Source organism: Thiomonas arsenitoxydans (assembly GCF_000253115.1).
Classification (GTDB): domain Bacteria; phylum Pseudomonadota; class Gammaproteobacteria; order Burkholderiales; family Burkholderiaceae_C; genus Thiomonas; species Thiomonas arsenitoxydans.
Genome location: NC_014145.1, coordinates 61,697 through 78,920, shown reverse-complemented (window position 1 = coordinate 78,920; position 17,224 = coordinate 61,697). Strand labels below are relative to the sequence as shown.

The 17,224-nt window shown below is 65.4% G+C and carries 16 protein-coding genes; 5 read left to right on the top strand and 11 right to left on the bottom strand.

Translation table 11 applies throughout. The features are described from left to right. Positions 1–5 precede the first annotated feature (5 nt). Positions 6–974 carry a DNA adenine methylase gene (locus THI_RS00365; RefSeq protein WP_198409851.1) on the top strand — a complete coding sequence of 323 codons (969 nt, stop codon included), beginning with the start codon at positions 6–8 and terminating at the stop codon, positions 972–974. Here THI_RS00365 and THI_RS00360 read toward each other — a convergent pair. Then, on the bottom strand, positions 971–1,747 hold the full coding sequence (locus THI_RS00360) for a type II restriction endonuclease (protein WP_013104227.1): 777 nt from the start codon (positions 1,745–1,747) through the stop codon (positions 971–973). The genes THI_RS00365 and THI_RS00360 overlap by 4 nt on opposite strands. Positions 1,748–1,811: 64 nt before the next feature. Here THI_RS00360 and istA point away from each other — a divergent pair, with 64 nt between their 5' ends. From istA to THI_RS00345, 3 genes are all read left to right on the top strand, one after another. Then, complete coding sequence (gene istA / locus THI_RS00355) at positions 1,812–3,332, top strand: IS21-like element ISThsp2 family transposase (protein WP_013104226.1); 1,521 nt, start codon at positions 1,812–1,814, stop codon at positions 3,330–3,332. Then, entirely contained in the window at positions 3,325–4,143 is an 819-nt protein-coding gene (gene istB, locus THI_RS00350; RefSeq protein WP_013104225.1) for an IS21-like element ISThsp2 family helper ATPase IstB, read from the top strand. Before istA ends, istB begins: the two co-directional genes overlap by 8 nt. Positions 4,144–4,929: 786 nt before the next feature. Beyond that, the gene (locus tag THI_RS00345) at positions 4,930–5,199 is read left to right on the top strand and encodes a hypothetical protein (protein ID WP_064135009.1); all 270 of its coding nucleotides are present in this window, start codon (positions 4,930–4,932) and stop codon (positions 5,197–5,199) included. 153 nt (positions 5,200–5,352) lie between these two features. Here the strand turns inward: THI_RS00345 and THI_RS00340 are convergent, their stop codons facing one another. The 10 genes from THI_RS00340 to THI_RS00300 all read right to left on the bottom strand — a co-directional run bounded on the left by THI_RS00340 (position 5,353) and on the right by THI_RS00300 (position 15,619). Then, positions 5,353–6,048: a response regulator gene (locus THI_RS00340; RefSeq protein WP_013104224.1), complete on the bottom strand. Its 696-nt coding sequence runs from the start codon at positions 6,046–6,048 to the stop codon at positions 5,353–5,355. A 73-nt stretch (positions 6,049–6,121) separates the two neighbouring features. After that, entirely contained in the window at positions 6,122–8,866 is a 2,745-nt protein-coding gene (locus tag THI_RS00335) for a DUF4118 domain-containing protein (RefSeq protein ID WP_013104223.1), read from the bottom strand. A gap of 10 nt (positions 8,867–8,876) precedes the next feature. Then, positions 8,877–9,464: a potassium-transporting ATPase subunit KdpC gene (kdpC, locus tag THI_RS00330; RefSeq protein WP_013104222.1), complete on the bottom strand. Its 588-nt coding sequence runs from the start codon at positions 9,462–9,464 to the stop codon at positions 8,877–8,879. Positions 9,465–9,514: 50 nt separating this feature from the next. Next, positions 9,515–11,602: a potassium-transporting ATPase subunit KdpB gene (gene kdpB / locus THI_RS00325; protein ID WP_013104221.1), complete on the bottom strand. Its 2,088-nt coding sequence runs from the start codon at positions 11,600–11,602 to the stop codon at positions 9,515–9,517. 50 nt (positions 11,603–11,652) lie between these two features. Continuing rightward, entirely contained in the window at positions 11,653–13,446 is a 1,794-nt protein-coding gene (gene kdpA, locus THI_RS00320; protein WP_013104220.1) for a potassium-transporting ATPase subunit KdpA, read from the bottom strand. After that, positions 13,446–13,535, bottom strand: coding sequence for a K(+)-transporting ATPase subunit F (kdpF, locus tag THI_RS18245; RefSeq protein ID WP_064135008.1), 90 nt, complete (start codon positions 13,533–13,535; stop codon positions 13,446–13,448). Before kdpF ends, kdpA begins: the two co-directional genes overlap by 1 nt. 243 nt (positions 13,536–13,778) lie before the next feature. Continuing rightward, positions 13,779–13,991 carry a hypothetical protein gene (locus tag THI_RS00315; RefSeq protein ID WP_041608835.1) on the bottom strand — a complete coding sequence of 71 codons (213 nt, stop codon included), beginning with the start codon at positions 13,989–13,991 and terminating at the stop codon, positions 13,779–13,781. 159 nt (positions 13,992–14,150) lie between these two features. Further along, on the bottom strand, positions 14,151–14,450 hold the full coding sequence (locus THI_RS00310; RefSeq protein ID WP_041608834.1) for a hypothetical protein: 300 nt from the start codon (positions 14,448–14,450) through the stop codon (positions 14,151–14,153). A gap of 12 nt (positions 14,451–14,462) precedes the next feature. Beyond that, positions 14,463–15,113, bottom strand: a complete 651-nt coding sequence (locus THI_RS00305) for a class I SAM-dependent methyltransferase (protein WP_013104218.1) — start codon at positions 15,111–15,113, stop codon at positions 14,463–14,465. Between the two features lie 56 nt (positions 15,114–15,169). Beyond that, positions 15,170–15,619, bottom strand: coding sequence for an OsmC family protein (locus THI_RS00300; protein ID WP_013104217.1), 450 nt, complete (start codon positions 15,617–15,619; stop codon positions 15,170–15,172). A gap of 253 nt (positions 15,620–15,872) precedes the next feature. On the opposite strand from THI_RS00300, the gene THI_RS00295 reads away from it, so the two are divergent. Next, on the top strand, positions 15,873–17,192 hold the full coding sequence (locus tag THI_RS00295; protein WP_013104216.1) for an IS1182-like element ISThsp1 family transposase: 1,320 nt from the start codon (positions 15,873–15,875) through the stop codon (positions 17,190–17,192). Positions 17,193–17,224 lie beyond the last annotated feature (32 nt).

Here is a 17,224-nt window from a genome sequence, read left to right as displayed (position 1 = left end):
ATATCGTGAAAAATGAAATGGCCGACTTCTTACCTCGCCGCATTAGAGCAAAAGCTCCCCCCATCAAGATTCAAGGCATCAAGACAAAGCTCGTGCCGTGGATAGCCGACGCAATCAATTGGCATGGTCAAGGTAGGTGGATTGAGCCCTTCATGGGCTCCGGGGCGGTCGCTCTCAACATAGCGCCACCGCGTGCACTCCTTTGTGACACGAACGAGCACCTTGTCCGCTTCTACCAGGGTGTACAAAGAGGGGATATAACCTCCATGTCAGTTCGAGCGTTCCTTGAGGAGGAGGGGGCGAAGCTGCTAGCTGTCGGGGAGGACCACTTTTATGAGATTCGGAAGCGGTTCAATGAGCACAAGAGTCCTTTGGACTTGGTATTCTTGAACCGCAGTTGTTTCAACGGAATCATGCGGTTCAACAAAAAGGGCGGCTTCAACGTGCCCTTCTGCCGCAAGCCAGAGCGATTCCGACAAGCCCTCATCACAAAAATTTGTAACCAGGTTTCCTGGGCTGCTAAGGTCATGCATGGCAAAGAATGGGTTTTCAAATGCCAGCCGTGGCGGGAAACCCTGGCACAGGCGTCCGCTGACGATTTCGTGTATCTAGACCCACCGTACATCGGTCGGCATGCGGACTACTACAACAAGTGGTCTGAACAAGAGGCTGACGAATTGTCGGATGCCATCAAAGCGTTGCCTTCGGGTTTTGCATATTCCATGTGGAAGGGCAACCAGTATCGCGAGAACGCCCATCTGGAGGCGCACTTTGGACGTTTCCACATGGAGACGTTCAGCCACTTCTATCACGTCGGCTCGACCGAAAGCCTGCGTAGCGAAATGGAAGAGGCGCTGGTGATTAGCGCTGGAAATCTCGTTGAGGAGGCCAATCGGCTCCCGCCACCCGACCTGTCCGAGGATGAGGATATTCTCGAAGTTGAGATGGGGCGGCAGCAGCTTTTGCTGGCTTAGAGTGGATTTTTTTTGCGCCAGGCACGGTACTCCACTATGTTCTTGAAGTTAACTCTGTCAGCCGCAATGCGTCCGTAGTTGCGCCAGTAGTCCAGAAATTCGTTCTCATCTTGGAACGGCCCGCCGCCATCCCTGAACTGGTCGATTCTTCCCACCAAGCTGCCGATGTTAGTTGTGTTCCCGGACCCCGCCCGGTCGCTGGATATGCGCCATTTCTCTTGTACGAAGACACGGACATTCCGGTAAGGTAGTGGGATGTCTTTGATTTGTTCTAGCGTATAGACAGCGCATTCGGCTGCCTTCTTCTCAGCAACCCGCTCGTAGACGTAGCCAATTACCCAGTGTTCGGTGTAATCGGTGAATGGGAACACTATGTTCTTGCTCTCATTGCCTGGCCGAATAAACGAGGTGTAACCGCCAAGCGTGAATCCAAACGTGTCATCGGGTCTCTCGATGTAGGTTGTCTTCACATCGACAGCAATCTTGTTTTTGGCGTGTGGGCCGCTGCACAGAGTGAAATCTGGGTAGTGGTTCTGAGCCGATGGCTCCACGAGCTGCAGCCCTAGGTCGTGAGCTAGTTCAATCATCAGTGGACGGGTGAATAACTCAAAAATGGTACTGAGCACCTTGGTGTCACTTCCCAAGGGGTAGACCGTCCCATCCTGGCTCACTACGCCGCTGATTGTGTATTTGTTGCCGTTTGCCTTGAGCTTGGTCTCGAGTGTTCGTGCCGAACGAAAATTGACCCACTTTTGAAGGTTATGCCGACGCAAAATTGACCCGGGTGTTCCACCTACCCTGCTGCTTTTTTAGGCACGGGGAGCAGGAGTGATCACCATGGACATGATTGGCAAGATCCGGCGGATGCATTTCCGCCAGAACAAATCCGTTCGAGAGATTGCCCGCAGTACGGGGCTGTCGCGCAACACGGTGCGTACCTGGCTACGCCAGCCGGGCGATGTCGTACCGCGGTACGCGGCGCGGCGAACACAACCCTCGCGCAAGCTCGCGCCCTATGTGGAGTGGCTCCGGCAGGCCGTGGCCATTGATGCGCAGCGTCCTAAAGCGCAGCGGCGCACGGCCAGGGCATTGCATGCCGAGTTGAAGCGACAAGGCTATGACGGCGCCTACAGCCGCGTCACCGATTTACTGCGCGCTTGGCGACAGGCCGATGGCACGAGCGCTGTGCACGCCTTCGTGCCCTTGACGTTTGCGCTGGGCGAAGCCTTCCAGTTCGACTGGAGTGAAGAGAGCATGGTGGTGGGCGGCGTGCCGTACCGCGTGCAGGTTGCCCACGTCAAGCTGTGCGCCAGCCGTGCCTTCTGGCTGGGGGCCTATCCCAGCCAAGGTCACGAGATGCTGTTTGACGCCCATACCCAGGCGTTTGCCGCCTTCGGCGGAGTGCCGCATCGCGGCATCTATGACAACATGAAGACAGCCGTCGACAAAGTGCACCCGCGCAAGAAGCGCGACGTCAACGCGCGCTTTGCGGCGATGTGCAGCCACTACCTGTTCGACCCCGACTTCTGCAACGTCGCTTCCGGTTGGGAGAAGGGGGTGGTGGAGAAGAACGTCCAGGACAGCAGGCGACGTGTGTGGATTGAGGCCCTGTCGACGCCCTGGCGCTCCTTTGCCGAACTCAATGCCTGGCTGGCCATGCGCTGCCGTGGCTTGTGGCAGGAGATCTTCCATCCCGAGTTCAGCCAGTTCACCGTGGCCGAGATGCTCGAGCACGAGCAGCCGCACCTCATGCCCATGCCCACAGCGTTCGACGGCTATGTGGACAACACGGTCAAGGTCAGCAGCACCTGTCTGGTGGCCATGGCTGGCAATCGTTACTCCGTGCCCTGTGAACTCGCCGGGCGGCGGGTGAGCACCCGGGTGTATCCCACCGAGGTGGTCGTGGTGCATGACGGCGTGTGTGTGGCCCGCCATGCGCGGCTGGCCAACCGGGGACAGACCACCTACGACTGGCAGCACTATGTGCCGCTGATTCAACGCAAACCCGGGGCGTTGCGCAACGGCGCGCCGTTTGCCGATCTGCCCCAGCCCTTGCAGCAACTGCGCCAGGCGCTGCTGCGGCAAGACGGGGGCGACCGGCTCATGGCCCAGGTGCTGGCGCTGGTGCCCGCATCCGGGCTGGAGGCGGTCCTGGTGGCCGCTGCGCTGGTGCTGGAAGCCACGGCCCCGTCCGGGCGCATCAGCGTGGAGCATGTGGTCAACGTGATGGGGCGCTTGCAGACCGGCCCCCAGCCCGCCCAAGTGACCACGGCCTTGACGATGGCCGATCCACCCCGCGCCGACACGGCCCGCTATGACCGCCTGCGGGTGACTGACGAGGAGCGAGATCATGCGTGAGGTCATTGCGGAACTCAAGGCGTTGCGGCTGCACGGCATGGCCGGCGCCTGGGCCGATTTGCAAGGTCTGGGGACGAACGCCAGGCTGGATGCCGCGCAGTGGCTCGTCGAGCATTTGCTGCAGGCCGAGCAGGAAGATCGCGCCGTGCGCTCGGTACGCCATCAAATCCTCTCGGCCCGCTTCCCGGTGCACCGCGATCTAGCGGGGTTTGACTTTGATGCCTCAAGGGTTGATCGCACGCTGGTGGGGCAACTCGCCAGCATGGCCTTTACCGAAGCCGCGCACAACGTCGTGCTGGTGGGCGGGCCCGGCACGGGAAAGAGCCATCTGGGCACGGCCATCGGCGTGGCGGGCATCACGCAGCACGGCAAGCGGGTGCGGTTTTACTCCACCGTCGATCTGGTCAACGCGCTGGAGCAGGAGAAGGCGCAGGGCAAAGCCGGGCGGATTGCGGCAAGCCTCTTGCGTATGGACTTGGTCATTCTCGATGAGCTGGGGTATCTGCCCTTCAGTCAGGCGGGCGGGGCTTTGTTGTTCCATCTGCTGTCCAAGCTCTACGAGCACACCAGCGTGCTGATCACGACCAATCTGGCCTTCGGCGAGTGGTCCAGCGTGTTCATCGATGCGAAGATGACCACCGCCTTGCTCGACCGGCTCACACACCACTGCCACATTCTGGAAACCGGGAACGAGAGCTACCGCTTCCGTCACAGCACGGAAACCGCCAAGACCCGCATCAAGGCGCGGGAGCAAAGGCGTTCGGGCACAGCACAGGCACCCCAGCCCGCTGAGCCCGAGACACCGCTTTGACCCCCACAAGCCCTTGGGGCAAGCCGCTCTGGGCTACGCCCGACGCAGCTTGCCCCAAGGATCCAAACCCACCCACCAGGAGCCAACCCCACGCAAAAACCGTAGACTTATCCACACCCGACTGCGACGCAGTCGGCCTTAGACCCCGGGTCAAAATTGAATCGGCACGGTGGGTCAAAATTCCATCGGCACGAACAGTCTCGAGCGCTTCTTTGAAATTAGTCAATCGTTTCTCCCTTGTGGCACCAAGCCACCTATTTTTGGTTGATGGTAGAAAAACTGTGTGAAACTTCTGACCGTTGAAGCCTTCGGAGGATACGCCGACGGGTACTAGGACCTTTGGCGACAATTCGCTCTACTCTTCTGCAGGCTGTCGCAGGTCCAGCGTAGGTTGGGGTTCGAGGCCAATATGGTAGGGCTGGAGTGGACGAGTCAGAATGCGTTGACGGCAAAGCACTATACGCCAGTGAACTGGCAGGCAGAGCAGCCCCTACCACTATCAACAAAGACACATCGATTGATGTGTTTCCCGGGTGTCGAAGACGGAAGTGCTGTCGCTATACACAAAAAGCTGGAAGCACGACGCGGCAAGTGCCCTTAATCACTCAGATGGAAGGGTCTAACAACCAAAAAAGGTGCGCATAACCGTTCTAATTTTGATAAGAAGTCGTTCTGTATCGTTGGATCCTTAAGTTACTGACAGCGCTTGATTTTTATGTCGAGCGCTGTTTCTTTTTCTGAATCCGGCAGACACTGATAATCGTTTAGGAAGATCTGGGCGAGTTTGTGCAGTGCTACCACCCGGCGAATCGGCATGACCGGAACGCCACGTGGTCAGCCGACAACCCCGAATGCCGCTGGCGCGCCTACGACTATGAAGAACGCATCAACCGCGACAAGGCCAGTCCGGACATTTTCTGGCTGAAGGACGATTCACTTTCCGACATGGACAACCTGCCCGCGCCAGAGGTGAGCGCCGCCGAAATCGTGGACGATCTCGAAGCCGCACTGGGGCAGTTCCGCCTGATTGCCGCCGAGGCCGAAGCGCTGCGTTGACCGGGCGGCCAGCGACGACTCGGCACTTCAACTCAGCTTGACCCACAGCCAGCACGGTGCACCTTGTCGTGTGCTGGCGAGCGGTTAGGCTGGGGAAGCTCTGAACCCTGCACTGCAGACTTCACCAAGCCGTACCGATACACCCCCCGGGGGTCAATCCGCCATGAAGCGGTAGCCCACGCCCAACTCGGTGAGCAGGTGCTTCGGGCGGGCGGGGTCGTCTTCGAGTTTGTGGCGCAGGCGGCCCATGTAGATACGCAGGTAGTGGCCATGCTCCACCGCACCGGGGCCCCAGACTTCGCGCAGCAGTTGCCGGTGGGTGAGCACTTGGCCGGGGCGGCTGGCCAGGGCACAGAGCAGGCGATATTCGACGGCGGTGAGGCGCAGGTCTTCGCCGTCGCGCCGCACGAGGCGGCGCACGCGGTCGAGCTCGACGCGGCCGAAGCGCAGCGGCACCGATGGCGCGGCCTCGCTCACGGGCGGGCGGCGCAACGCGGCGCGCACCCGCGCCAGCAGTTCGGCCACACCGAAGGGTTTGCCGAGAAAGTCATCGGCGCCCAGATCGAGGGCACTTACCTTGACGCCTTCGGCCGAGCGGGCCGAGAGCACGAGCAGCGGCGCGCCGCTCCAGCCGCGGAACTGGTGGATGAAGTCGATGCCATCGCCGTCGGGCAGGCCCAGATCGAGGATGACGAGGTCGGGCTTGCGCGAGGCGGCGTCGATCAGCCCGCGCGCCATGCTGTCGGCCTCGCAGACGCGCCAGCCCTCGGCTTCGAGCGCCGTGCGCACGACGTGGCGGATCTCGGCCTCGTCTTCGATCACCAGGATGAGGCTGGGGGGTGTGGTCATGGCACGACCCTCCGTGCTGCGCGCAACTCCCCGAGGGCGTTGCGCGCCTCCTCGCAGCGACCGTGCGGCGCAGTCATGGGGTCGGCCCGGCGGGTTCAGTGCCGAGTTCGGCGGCGGCGTCGAGCGGCGGCATCTCGTGCAGGGGCAGGCGCACGTTGAACGCAGCCCCGCCCTCGGGGGCGTTGGCTGCCGTCACCCGGCCCCCATGAGCTTCGACGATGGCGCGGCAGATCGCAAGCCCCAGGCCTACACCCGGGATGGGCGATTCAGGATCGCCACGGGTGAAGGTCTCGAAGACCGCCCGCTCGCGCCCTGCGGGCAGGCCTGGCCCGCGGTCCCAGACGGTGATCTCGGCTTCTGCTCCGCGCACGCGGGCGCGCACGCCCAGCGGGGTGCCGGGCGGGGTGAACTTGAGCGCGTTGTCGAGCAGGTTGACCAGCACGCGTTCGAGCAGCACGGCGTCGGCCCGCACCAGCGGAAAGTCTGCGGGCAGGTCGATCTGCAGCGGATGCTGCGCCAGGGCAGCGGCATCGACGGCGCGCAGCGCGCTGCCAACCAGCTCCTCGACCGATTGCCAGTCCTGCCGCAGCGTGACCTGCCCGGACTGCAGGCGGGCCATGTCGAGCAGATCGTCCACCATGCGGGCCAGCCGCCGCGACTGCTGCAACAGGCTGAGCGCCTGGCTGTGCAACGTGGCGGCATCGCCTGGTGGATGAGCGACCAGACGCGTGGAGAGGACTTCAGCCGTGCCCACCAGGGCGGTCAGCGGGGTGCGCAGATCGTGCGACAGCGCCGACAGCAGGGAGTTGCGCATGCGCTCGGCCTGCATGGCCAGCAGGGTATCTTGTGCCACGCTGACGAAGTGGATGCGTTCGAGCGCAATAGCGATCTGGGTGGCGCAGGTTTCCAGCAAGCGGCGCAGCTCGGGAATGGTGGATAGGCGGGTGTTACCGGGGTCAACGACGAGCACGCCGCGCACCCGCATCGGCGCCTTCAGCGGCAGGTAGAACAGCGGCGCGCCGGGCAGGGTATCAGTGCCTTGGCCGGCTGGCGCGCCGCGCTGCAAGCACCAGCGCGCCAGCTCGGCGTCGAAAGGCAGGAGGGCATCGGCAGCCACGTCTGCCGCAGGCTGCGGGCGCTCGTCCAGACCGAGCACCAGCAGCGTGGCCCGGCAGCGGAAACTGGCCTGCACCACGCGTGTGCCGATCTCGGCCACCTGATCGACGGTGAGCGCGCCCGAAAGCTCGCGCGAGAGTTCGTAGAGATCGTGGGTGCGGCGCTCGCGCTGACCCGCGACTCGGGCCTGGAAATGCAGGTGCGAGGTGAGGTGGCCGATGAGCAGGCCCACGCCCAGCATCACGCTGAAGGTGAAGACGTATTGCACGTCGCTCACAGCGAACGAAAAGCGCGGCGGCACGTAGAAGAAATCGAAGGCCAGCACGTTGACCACCGCCGCCAGTGCCGCGGGCCCGCGGCCGAAGCGCAGCGCCACCGCGACCACGCCGAGCATGAACAGCATGACGGTGTTCGACAGGTCGAAGTAGCTGCGCAGCGGGCTGGCCAGCAGGGTGATGGCGCCAGAGATCAGCAGCGCGGCCAGGTAGCGCCGCATCAGTGCATCGGCCGACGGCAGAGCGGGATGCAGCCCGGCCAGGGCCGTGGGCGGCGAACGCGCGTCGCGGGTGATGAGGATGAGGTCGAGATCGGGCGCCTGCCGCGCCAGCACCGCCGTGGTCGAGCGCCCCAGCACCCGGCGCCACCAGGGCCAGCGCGGGGCGCGGCCGAGCACGACGCGGTTGAGGTTGTGGGTTCGGGCATAGGCCAGCGCGGCCTCGGCGGCGTGGGGACCGGCCAGCATGGCGGTCTGCGCACCCAGGTCGCGGGCGCGCTGCAGCAGCGCGAGGGCATGGTCGCGCTGCGCCTCGCTGGCGCCTTGCAGCGCGGGGGTCTCCACCGTGATGACGTGCCAGCGCGCATGTAGCGCGTCGGCCAGGCGGGCGGCGGCGCGCACCAGGCCGATGTCGTCGCGCGGGCCCGCGCACACCAGCAGGGCCTCGGCCGCGTCCCACACGGCACCGCCCACGCGGCGGCTGCGGTAGTCGCGCATCTCGCCTTCGACCTGCTCGGCGGTGAGCCGCAGCGCGAGCTGGCGCAGCGCCAGCAGATTGCCTTTGCGAAAGAAATTGCGCACGGCGTGCGCGGCCTGTTCGGGGAGATAGACCTTGCCGTCCTTGAGGCGTTGCAGCAGGTCGTCGGGCGGCAGATCGACCAGCACCACTTCATCGGCCCGCTCGAAGATGCGGTCGGGCAGGGTTTCGCGCACCTGCACGCCAGTGATGCCACCGACGATGTCGCTCACGCTCTCGAGGTGCTGGACGTTCAGCGTGGTGTAGAGGTCGATGCCGGCGTCCAGCAGTTCCTCCACGTCCTGCCAGCGTTTGGGATGTCGGCTGCCCGGGGCGTTGCTGTGCGCCAGTTCGTCGACCAGCAGCACGGCGGGGCGACGTGCCAGCGCCGCGGCTGGATCGAACTCGCGCAGCAGGTGCGCGCCGTGACGCACCTCGCGCAGTGGAATCTGCTCCAGCCCTTCCAGCAGCCGGGCCGTCTCGGCGCGGCCGTGGGTTTCGACCAGGCCGACGCAGACGTCCACGCCCTCGTCGCGCAGACGGCGCGCGGCCATGAGCATGGCGTAGGTCTTGCCGACACCGGGCGAGGCGCCGAAAAAGAGCTTGAGCCGACCGCGCTGCGCCTGCTCGGCGTCCTGCTGGACCTGGGCCAGCAGCGCATCGGGAGAGGGGCGAATGTCGGGATCGGTCAAGGTGTCAGGGTCACTCGGCGCGTTGCGGCGGCGTGCCGTCGAGGGCCAGGTTCAATTCCAGCACATTCACCCGCGGTGTGCCAAACAGGCCGAGCCAGCGCGGGTGCGCCTGCGCGTCGATCAGCGCCTGCACCCGAGCCAGCGGCAGATGCCGCACCCGCGCCACGCGCGCCGCCTGATACCGGGCCGCAGCCAGCGAGATGTCGGGATCGAGCCCGCTGGCCGACGCGGTGACCAGATCGACCGGCACCGGCGCGGTGTTGCCCGGATCGGCCGCGCGCAGCGCGGCGATGCGGGCACGTACGGCCTCCCGCAGCGCCGGATTGGTCGGGCCGAGGTTGGAGCCGCCGGAAGCCAGACCGTTGTAGGGGTAGGTCGCCGTGGCCGAGGGGCGGCTCCAGAAGTAGCCCGGGGCGGTGAAGTTCTGCCCGATCAGCGCCGAGCCGACGGCACGGCCTTGCCGCGCCAGCACCGAGCCATTGGCCTGCCAGGGAAAGACGAGCTGGGCCAGGCCGGTGACGGCCAGCGGATAGAGCAGGCCGGTGATCAAGGTAAGCAGGATCAGCAGGCTGAGTGCGGGGCGCAGATGGGATGTCATGGCGGTGAAAGCGGTGTGAGAGCAACGGATAGGAAGCAGGCCGACGCGGCTCAGGTCCAACCCATCAGGCGCAGCAGCATGTCGATGAGCTTGATGCCGACAAAGGGCGCAACGATGCCGCCAAGTCCATAGATCAGCAGGTTGCGGCGCAACAGCACGGCGGCGCCCAGGGCGCGGTAGCGCACGCCCTTGAGCGCCAGCGGAATGAGGGCGACGATGATCAGGGCGTTGAAGATCACCGCCGAGAGGATGGCCGAATCCGGCGAGGCCAGGTGCATGAGGTTGAGCGCGCCGAGCTGCGGATAGGTGGCGACGAAGGCCGCCGGAATGATGGCGAAGTATTTGGCGATGTCGTTGGCGATGCTGAAGGTGGTGAGCGCGCCGCGCGTCATCAACATCTGTTTGCCGATCTCCACCACCTCGATCAGCTTGGTCGGGTTGGAGTCGAGATCCACCATATTGCCGGCCTCCTTGGCGGCCTGAGTGCCGCTGTGCATAGCCACGGCCACATCGGCCTGGGCCAGCGCCGGGGCGTCGTTGGTGCCATCGCCCGTCATGGCCACGAGCCGGCCCTCGGCCTGGGTCTGGCGGATGAGCGCGAGCTTGTTCTCCGGCGTGGCCTCGGCGAGGAAGTCGTCCACCCCGGCCTCGGCGGCGATGGCCGCTGCGGTGAGCCGGTTGTCGCCGGTGATCATCACCGTGCGGATGCCCATGCGGCGCAATTGCGCGAAGCGTTCCTTGATGCCGCTCTTGACGATGTCCTTGAGTTCCACGACGCCGAGCACACGGGCAGGCGACCCGGCCTCGAGCGACGTGCGCTCGGCCACGACCAGGGGCGTGCTGCCGCGCCGCGCCACCGCTTCGACATGCCGCACGACCGCCTCGGGCCAAGCGCTGCCGGACTCAAGGATCCAGCGCTTGAGCGCGTCGGCCGCGCCCTTGCGGATGAGGCGGCCAGGCAGGTCCACCCCGCTCATGCGGGTCTGGGCCGAGAAGGCGACGAAGCTGGCAGCCGGATCGGCGGCGGGCTCATGGGCCGAGCCCTCCTGTCGCGCCAGGGTCACGATGCTGCGGCCTTCGGGTGTCTCGTCGGCCAGCGAGGCCAGGCGCGCGGCGTCGGCCAGTTCGGTCACGCTCACGCCGGGTGCCGGAAGGAACGCGCTGGCCTGACGGTTGCCGAGGGTGATGGTGCCGGTCTTGTCCAGCAGCAGCACGTCGACATCGCCCGCCGCTTCGATGGCGCGGCCCGAAGTGGCCACGACATTGGCCAGCAGCATGCGCCCCATGCCGGCCACGCCGATGGCCGACAGCAGACCGCCGATGGTGGTCGGGATGAGGCAGACCAGCAGTGCGATCAGCACCGTGAGAGTGACCGGAACACCCGCGTGATTGGCGTTCACCGCGTAGATGGAAAACGGCAACAGCGTGACGGTGACCAGCAGAAACACCAGGGTGAGGGCCACCAGCAGAATGGTCAGCGCGATCTCGTTGGGCGTCTTGCGCCGCTTGGCGCCTTCGACCAGGCCGATCATGCGGTCGAGGAAGGACTCGCCGGGGTCGGCCGTGCAGCGCACCACGATCCAGTCCGACAGCACCTTGGTGCCTCCGGTCACGGCGGAGAAGTCGCCGCCGGACTCGCGGATCACCGGGGCCGACTCGCCGGTGATGGCGCTCTCGTCCACCGCGGCCACGCCTTCGATCACCTCGCCATCGCAGGGCAGCAGATCACCGGCTTCCACGAGCACCACATCGCCACGGCGCAGACTCTCGCCGGGCACCTGGGTCCACGGGGCGCCGGAGCGCGGTTCGGCTAGCTTCTTGGCGACCACGGTTTTTTTCATGCCGCGCAGCGAGGCCGCCTGCGCCCGGGCGCGGCCTTCGGCCAGGGCCTCGGCAAAGTTGGCGAACAACACCGTGAACCACAGCCACAGGGTGACCGCGCCGATGAACCAGGCCGGGGCCTCCCCCTGCCCGGCCAGCGCCTGCAGCCACAGCGCGCTGGTGAACAGGCTGCCCACATAGACCACGAACATCACCGGATTGCGCCATTGCACGCGGGGATCAAGCTTGGCAAAGGCATCCACCACGGCTGGCCGCAGCAGATCGGCGTCGAATAAGGGAAGGGATGAGCGCGTCATATCAGATGCGAATAGCCCGTAGCAAGTCAGGGGGTTGTTTCATATCCGGTTCATTTCCAGAGCTGCAACTGCTCGACGATGGGGCCCAGGCCCCAGGCCGGGAAGAAGTTCAGCGCGCCCACCAGCAGCAGCACGCCGATGAGCAGGCTGACAAACAGCGGGCCATGCGTGGGCAGGGTGCCGCCGCCTGCAGGAATGCGCTTTTTCGCCGCCAGCGAACCCGCCAGCGCCAGGGTGGGCACCATCACGGCGAAACGTCCGAACAGCATCGCCGCACCGAGCCAGCCGTTGTAGAACGGCGTGTTCACCGACAGCCCGGCGAAGGCGCTGCCGTTGTTGTTCGCGGCCGAGGTGAAGGCGTAGAAGATCTCGGAGAAGCCATGGGCCCCGGGGTTGGCCAGTCCCGCCAGCCCGGCCGGCACCACGACGGCCAGTGCCGTGCCGAGCAGCACCAGCGCGGGCATGAGCAGCACGGCGATGGACACCATCTTCATGTCGAAGGCCTCGACCTTCTTGCCGACATATTCGGGCGTGCGGCCGATCATCAGCCCGCCGACGAATACGGCCACCAGCGCGAAGACCAGCATGCCCGCCAAGCCCGTGCCAACACCGCCAAACACCACTTCGCCGAGCTGCATGAGCGCCATCGGCACCAGCCCGCCCAGCGGCGTGAACGAGTCGATCATGGCGTTCACCGCGCCGCATGAGGTGGTGGTGGTCACGGCGTTGAACAGCGCCGAGGCGGCGATGCCGAAGCGCGTCTCTTTGCCTTCCATATTGCCGCCGGACTGCAGCGCGCCGTGCGCCTGATCGACGCCGAGCGCGGCGATGGTGGGGTTGCCCTGCTGTTCGGCTGCGGCCAGACCGGTGACGGCGACCGCGAACACCAGCGTCATCGCCGCCAGCAGGGCCCAGCCCTGGCGGGTGTCGCCCACGGCCAGGCCAAAGGTGTAGACCAGCGCGGCGGGAATCAGCAGCACCGCGATCATCTCCAGGAGATTGCTCAACGCGTTCGGATTCTCATAGGGGTGGGCAGAGTTGGCGCTGAAAAACCCCCCGCCATTGGTGCCCAGCTCCTTGATCGCCTCCTGCGACGCCACTGGCCCCATGGGCAGAATCTGCTGGGTGACGGTCACGGTCTGCTGCACCGACTGCCCGGCGGCATCGCGCATCGGCTGGCCCGCGGTGTCCAGCTTGGGCGCCACGTAGGTCGTGGACTGCAGCGTGGTGACGGGCGTGTCGGCCGAGAAGGTCTGGATGACGCCCTGGCTGACCAGGGCCATCGCCAGCAGCATCGACAGGGGCAGCAAGGCATAGATCGTGATGCGATAGAGATCCACCCAGAAGTTGCCGATCTCGGTGGCACGGTGACGCGCGAATCCCCGGATCAGGGCAAAGGCCACGGCGATGCCCGACGCTGCCGAGACGAAGTTCTGCACCGCCAGCCCCATCATCTGCGTGAGGTTGCTCAGGGTCGATTCGCCCGCATAGCCCTGCCAGTTGGTATTGGTGACAAAACTGATGGCGGTGTTGAAACTGGAGTCGGGGCTGACCGCGCCGAACTGCTGCGGGTTGAGCGGCAGCACGCCCTGCAGCCGCTGCAGCGCATACACCAGCAGCGTGCCCAGCAGGCTGAACACCAGCAAGGCCACGGCATAGCGCGACCAGCGCATCCCGGCGGCATCGACGCCGCACAGCCGCAGCAGACCGGCCTCCAGCCGGGCCAGCGGCCGCCAGGCGGGACCGCCGTCCATGATCCAGGCGAAGTAACGTCCCAGGGGGCGGGCCGCGCCCAGAACCACCAAGAGCAGCACCGCCAGCAAGGCGAAGAATTCGGGCGTCATCAGAAGTCCTCCGCGCGGAACAGCGCCGCCAGCAGGTAAATCAGGAGCGCCAGCGCGGCGACCGCGCCGATCCAGACGAATGGACTCACCTCAGCTCCTTTGCAGCAGACGGTCACAGAACGCCACCAGGGCGAAGACCACGGCGAACAGCGCCAGCGTCAGAGCAATCCAGAACAGATCCATGCAGTTCGACGCCACTGCGCCGCCTCGTGCCACTGATGGATCGAAAGCGTAGGCAGATGCGTGTAAACCGCGCGTAAAAAATGCGGGCCAAAGTACAAGCGCCCACGCACGGCGGCGGAGGGCCTTGCGATCTCAGTCCGTGGCCAGGGTCAGTAGGTGGCCAGCACGTTGAGGAACACGCCCCGCTTGTTGTAGGACAGATCGGTGAGGTTGTCTGAGAAGTTGGTGAAGTTGTCGCCGACGCCCATTTTGACGTGCTCGTTCATGCGCCGGTACACGGCCAGCAACGCCCCGCTCTGGGCATCGCCGGCCTCTTTGGCGTGCAGGCGACGCCACTCGACCAGGCCGCTCCATTCGCGCACGAAGTGTCACTCGCCGCGCAACACCACGAGGCTGGCGCTGCTGCGCGCGAGGTCGAGCTTGCCCAGCAGGCGACAGGCGGCGGCGAGCTGCTGGCCGAAGCTGTTGCGGCTGAGCCAGGAGGTGCGCTCGCCGGTGAGGTTGTTCTGGTCGTGGCGGTATTACAGACTGGAGGCAAGGACGGTGGCGTTGTAGCCCATGGAGAGCGCGACGACACGGCGTTTGATGTCGCCGTTGGGCGGGTCGCTGATGGTGCCGGTTTCCATTTTCAGCCCGGTGCTCCAGCGCTCGGTGAGCACGAGGTCGACGCCGAAGGCATGGAGCAGGCCAGCCTGACCATAGCCGGTGGTGCGCCGGGTTTCTTCGTACAGGCTGACGCGGTCGTTGAGCTTGCTGCGCGAGCCGACCAGCAGAGTGCCGAAGCGCCCGCGGTAGAGCTGGTCAGGGTGCTGCGTTTCCATCAAGTACCGCACTCAGCGCTTGCGCGCTACCGCATCGACCAGCGCCGAACGCCCGACGTGGCCCGTGCCTTCGTGCAGGGTGGCTTCGTGCTCTTGCAGCAGCAACCAGTCGGCCTCGGGCAACAGCTCGCGCAGTAGTTCGGGGGTGTAGAGATGGTCGGCGCGGCCCGGGCCGCCGGTGCCGTATTCGAGCTGTTTCACCGCGTAGCCCTGCACGCACAGCAGGCCGCCGGGTTTGAGGGTGCGCCACAGGCCGGAGAACAGGCGCTCGCGCAGGGCCGGGTCGGCGAACTGCACGAAGATGGCCACGGCGGCGTCGAATCGACCCGGCGCCCAGCCCCATTCATCCACCGAGGCGACGTGAAAGTCCACCGATACGCCGCGCTCCTGCGCCCAGCGGCGGGCTTTATCGACGGCGACGGGCGAGAGGTCGAAGGCGGTGACGTGGTGGCCCTGCTCGGCCAGCCAGATGGAATTGCGGCCTTCGCCGTCGGCCGCGCTGAGAATGCGGCTGGAGGGCGCAAAACGCGCGGATTCGCGCACCAAAAAGGCGTTGGGCTCGGCGCCGTAGTGCAGCCCGGGCTTGGCGAAGCGGGCGTTCCAGGTTTCGCGCGGATCGGCAAAACTGCCGGCGGGCGGCGTGGCGGGAGTGTGGGCAGTCATGGCGGTATGGACTGATATTGGAAAAAGTAAAGCCGCAAAGCCGCCATTTTGCGCAGTTATTTGAGTTTTTGCCCGGTGCCGTCGAACACCGAAACCGTCACCGGAATGCCCTGGCGCACGCTTTCGCCCACGGTGCAAAACTGCTCGAACTGCATCAGCACGCGGTCGAGCCGCTCCATGCCTTGCGCGGCAGCGCCCATGCGAATATCGACCGTGATGGACAGCACACGCAGGCGACCGGCTTCGTTGCGGCCGATTTCGCCCGTGGCGGTGGTGGTCAGCCCCTTGGGGTCGAGCTTGAATTTGCTCAGGGCGAAATACAGGCTGGAGCTCATGCAGTTGCCCACGGCAGCGAGCAGCAGGTGCGAGGGCGACGGCCCCGCGCCCTCGCCCAGCGGCGGCGGCTCGTCGGTCAGAATGGTGGGGCGATCGTCGGCAAAGTGCAGGTCGAACTGGTAGGCGTTGATCTGCTTGAGGGTGACGCTGGGGGGCTGTTTGTCGTCCATGAAAGCTCCTGAGTGAGACGCTGCCTGGCGTTGTGCAAGGCTGGCGAGAGGGCAGGCCGGTCCATTCTGCGACCAGACCGATGACGGTCAACTTTAATACCTGAGGCGCGACCCATCCCTTGACGGCGCCCTCTAATATGCGAGCTTCGCCGCGACTTCTCTGCGGCTGACTGCTTCCGCTGCACCCCTAGGAGTGTGGGCGGCAGAAGGTTGTTGAGGTCGACGTAGGACGGTGGGCGTGCGTTAATACGGCATGCCCACTAGTTACCGCCCCTATGAGCCGGACCAGGTGATGCTGCTGCCGGCGGCGCCGCAGGACTGGCTGCCGCCGGGCCACCTGGCTTACTTCATCCACGACACGATTGACACGCTGGACCTGAGCGCGTTCTACGCGCGCTATGAGGGTGGCGGAGCGCGCAACCAGCCCTTCCATCCGGCGATGATGGTCAAGGTTCTGGTGTACGGCTACGCCACCGGGGTGTTCAGCTCGCGCAAGATCGAGCGCCGGCTGCACGAGGACCTGGCGTTCCGGATGCTGGCAGCAGGGAACTTCCCCAAGCACCGCACGATCCGGGATTTCCGTGCGCTGCACCTCCAGGAATTCTCGGACCTGTTCGTGCAGGTCGTGCGCCTGGCGCGCGAGATGGGTCTGGTCAAGCTGGGCACGGTGGCCATCGACGGCACCAAGGTCAAGGCCAACGCGAGCCGCCACAAGGCCATGAGCTATGCGCGCATGCAGCACACCGAGGTCGAACTGAAAAAGCAGATCGACGCGCTGCTGGCGCGCGCCAAGGCCACCGACGAGGCCGAGGCGCAGGAGCCCGAACTCGACATCCCGGCCGAGATCGAGCGGCGCGAGGCGCGACTCGATGCGATCCGGCAGGCGCGCCAGCGGCTGGAACAGCGTCAGCGTGAAGCCGACGCGCAGCGTGGTCGCAGTGACGATGATGATCGCCGTCCCCGGGGGCCGGATGGGAAGCCGCGGCGCGGTGCGCGGTTCAAGCGCGACTTCGGCGTGCCCGAAGACAAGGCGCAGGAGAACTTCACCGACCCGGACAGCCGCATCATGAAGCGCGCCGGCGGCGGCTTCGACCCCAGCTACAACGCGCAGACGGCGGTGGACGAGGCTGCGCACATCATCGTGGCTGCGGAACTGGACAACACGGCACCCGATGCCAACTGGCTGCTGCCGATGATCGATGCGATCCAGGAGAACCTGGGCGCGCTGCCCGCGCTGGGTCTGGCCGACGCGGGCTATCGCAGCGAGGACAACCTGCGCGATGCGCCGATCGATCTGGTTGTGGCCTTGGGGCGCGAAGGCAAGCAGCACGCGGCCATCGATGCCGCGCGGCTGCCGCACACCGCGGCCATGGCCGCGAAGATGCAGACCGCCGCGGGACGCGCCGCCTATCGCAAGCGCAAGTGGATCGCCGAGCCGCCCAACGGCTGGATCAAGAGCGTGCTGGGGTTCCGCCAGTTCAGCCTGCGCGGCCTTGAGCGTGTACGCGCCGAGTGGAAACTCGTCTGCGCAGCACTGAACCTCCGGCGGATGGCCTCGTTGGTTCCCGCCTGAACAGAAATGGGGGCACAGGCCGCCCCGCACAA

What these genes read in the sequence shown, in the direction of transcription:
- istA (WP_013104226.1), top strand. Translation starts at nt 1,812, where the DNA reads ATGGACATGATTGGCAAGATCCGGCGGATGCATTTCCGCCAGAACAAA.
- istB (WP_013104225.1), top strand. Translation starts at nt 3,325, where the DNA reads ATGCGTGAGGTCATTGCGGAACTCAAGGCGTTGCGGCTGCACGGCATG.
- THI_RS00340 (WP_013104224.1), bottom strand. Translation starts at nt 6,048, where the DNA reads ATGACCACACCCCCCAGCCTCATCCTGGTGATCGAAGACGAGGCCGAG.
- kdpC (WP_013104222.1), bottom strand. Translation starts at nt 9,464, where the DNA reads ATGACATCCCATCTGCGCCCCGCACTCAGCCTGCTGATCCTGCTTACC.
- kdpB (WP_013104221.1), bottom strand. Translation starts at nt 11,602, where the DNA reads ATGACGCGCTCATCCCTTCCCTTATTCGACGCCGATCTGCTGCGGCCA.
- kdpA (WP_013104220.1), bottom strand. Translation starts at nt 13,446, where the DNA reads ATGACGCCCGAATTCTTCGCCTTGCTGGCGGTGCTGCTCTTGGTGGTT.
- THI_RS00310 (WP_041608834.1), bottom strand. Translation starts at nt 14,450, where the DNA reads ATGGAAACGCAGCACCCTGACCAGCTCTACCGCGGGCGCTTCGGCACT.
- THI_RS00305 (WP_013104218.1), bottom strand. Translation starts at nt 15,113, where the DNA reads ATGACTGCCCACACTCCCGCCACGCCGCCCGCCGGCAGTTTTGCCGAT.
- THI_RS00300 (WP_013104217.1), bottom strand. Translation starts at nt 15,619, where the DNA reads ATGGACGACAAACAGCCCCCCAGCGTCACCCTCAAGCAGATCAACGCC.
- THI_RS00295 (WP_013104216.1), top strand. Translation starts at nt 15,873, where the DNA reads ATGCCCACTAGTTACCGCCCCTATGAGCCGGACCAGGTGATGCTGCTG.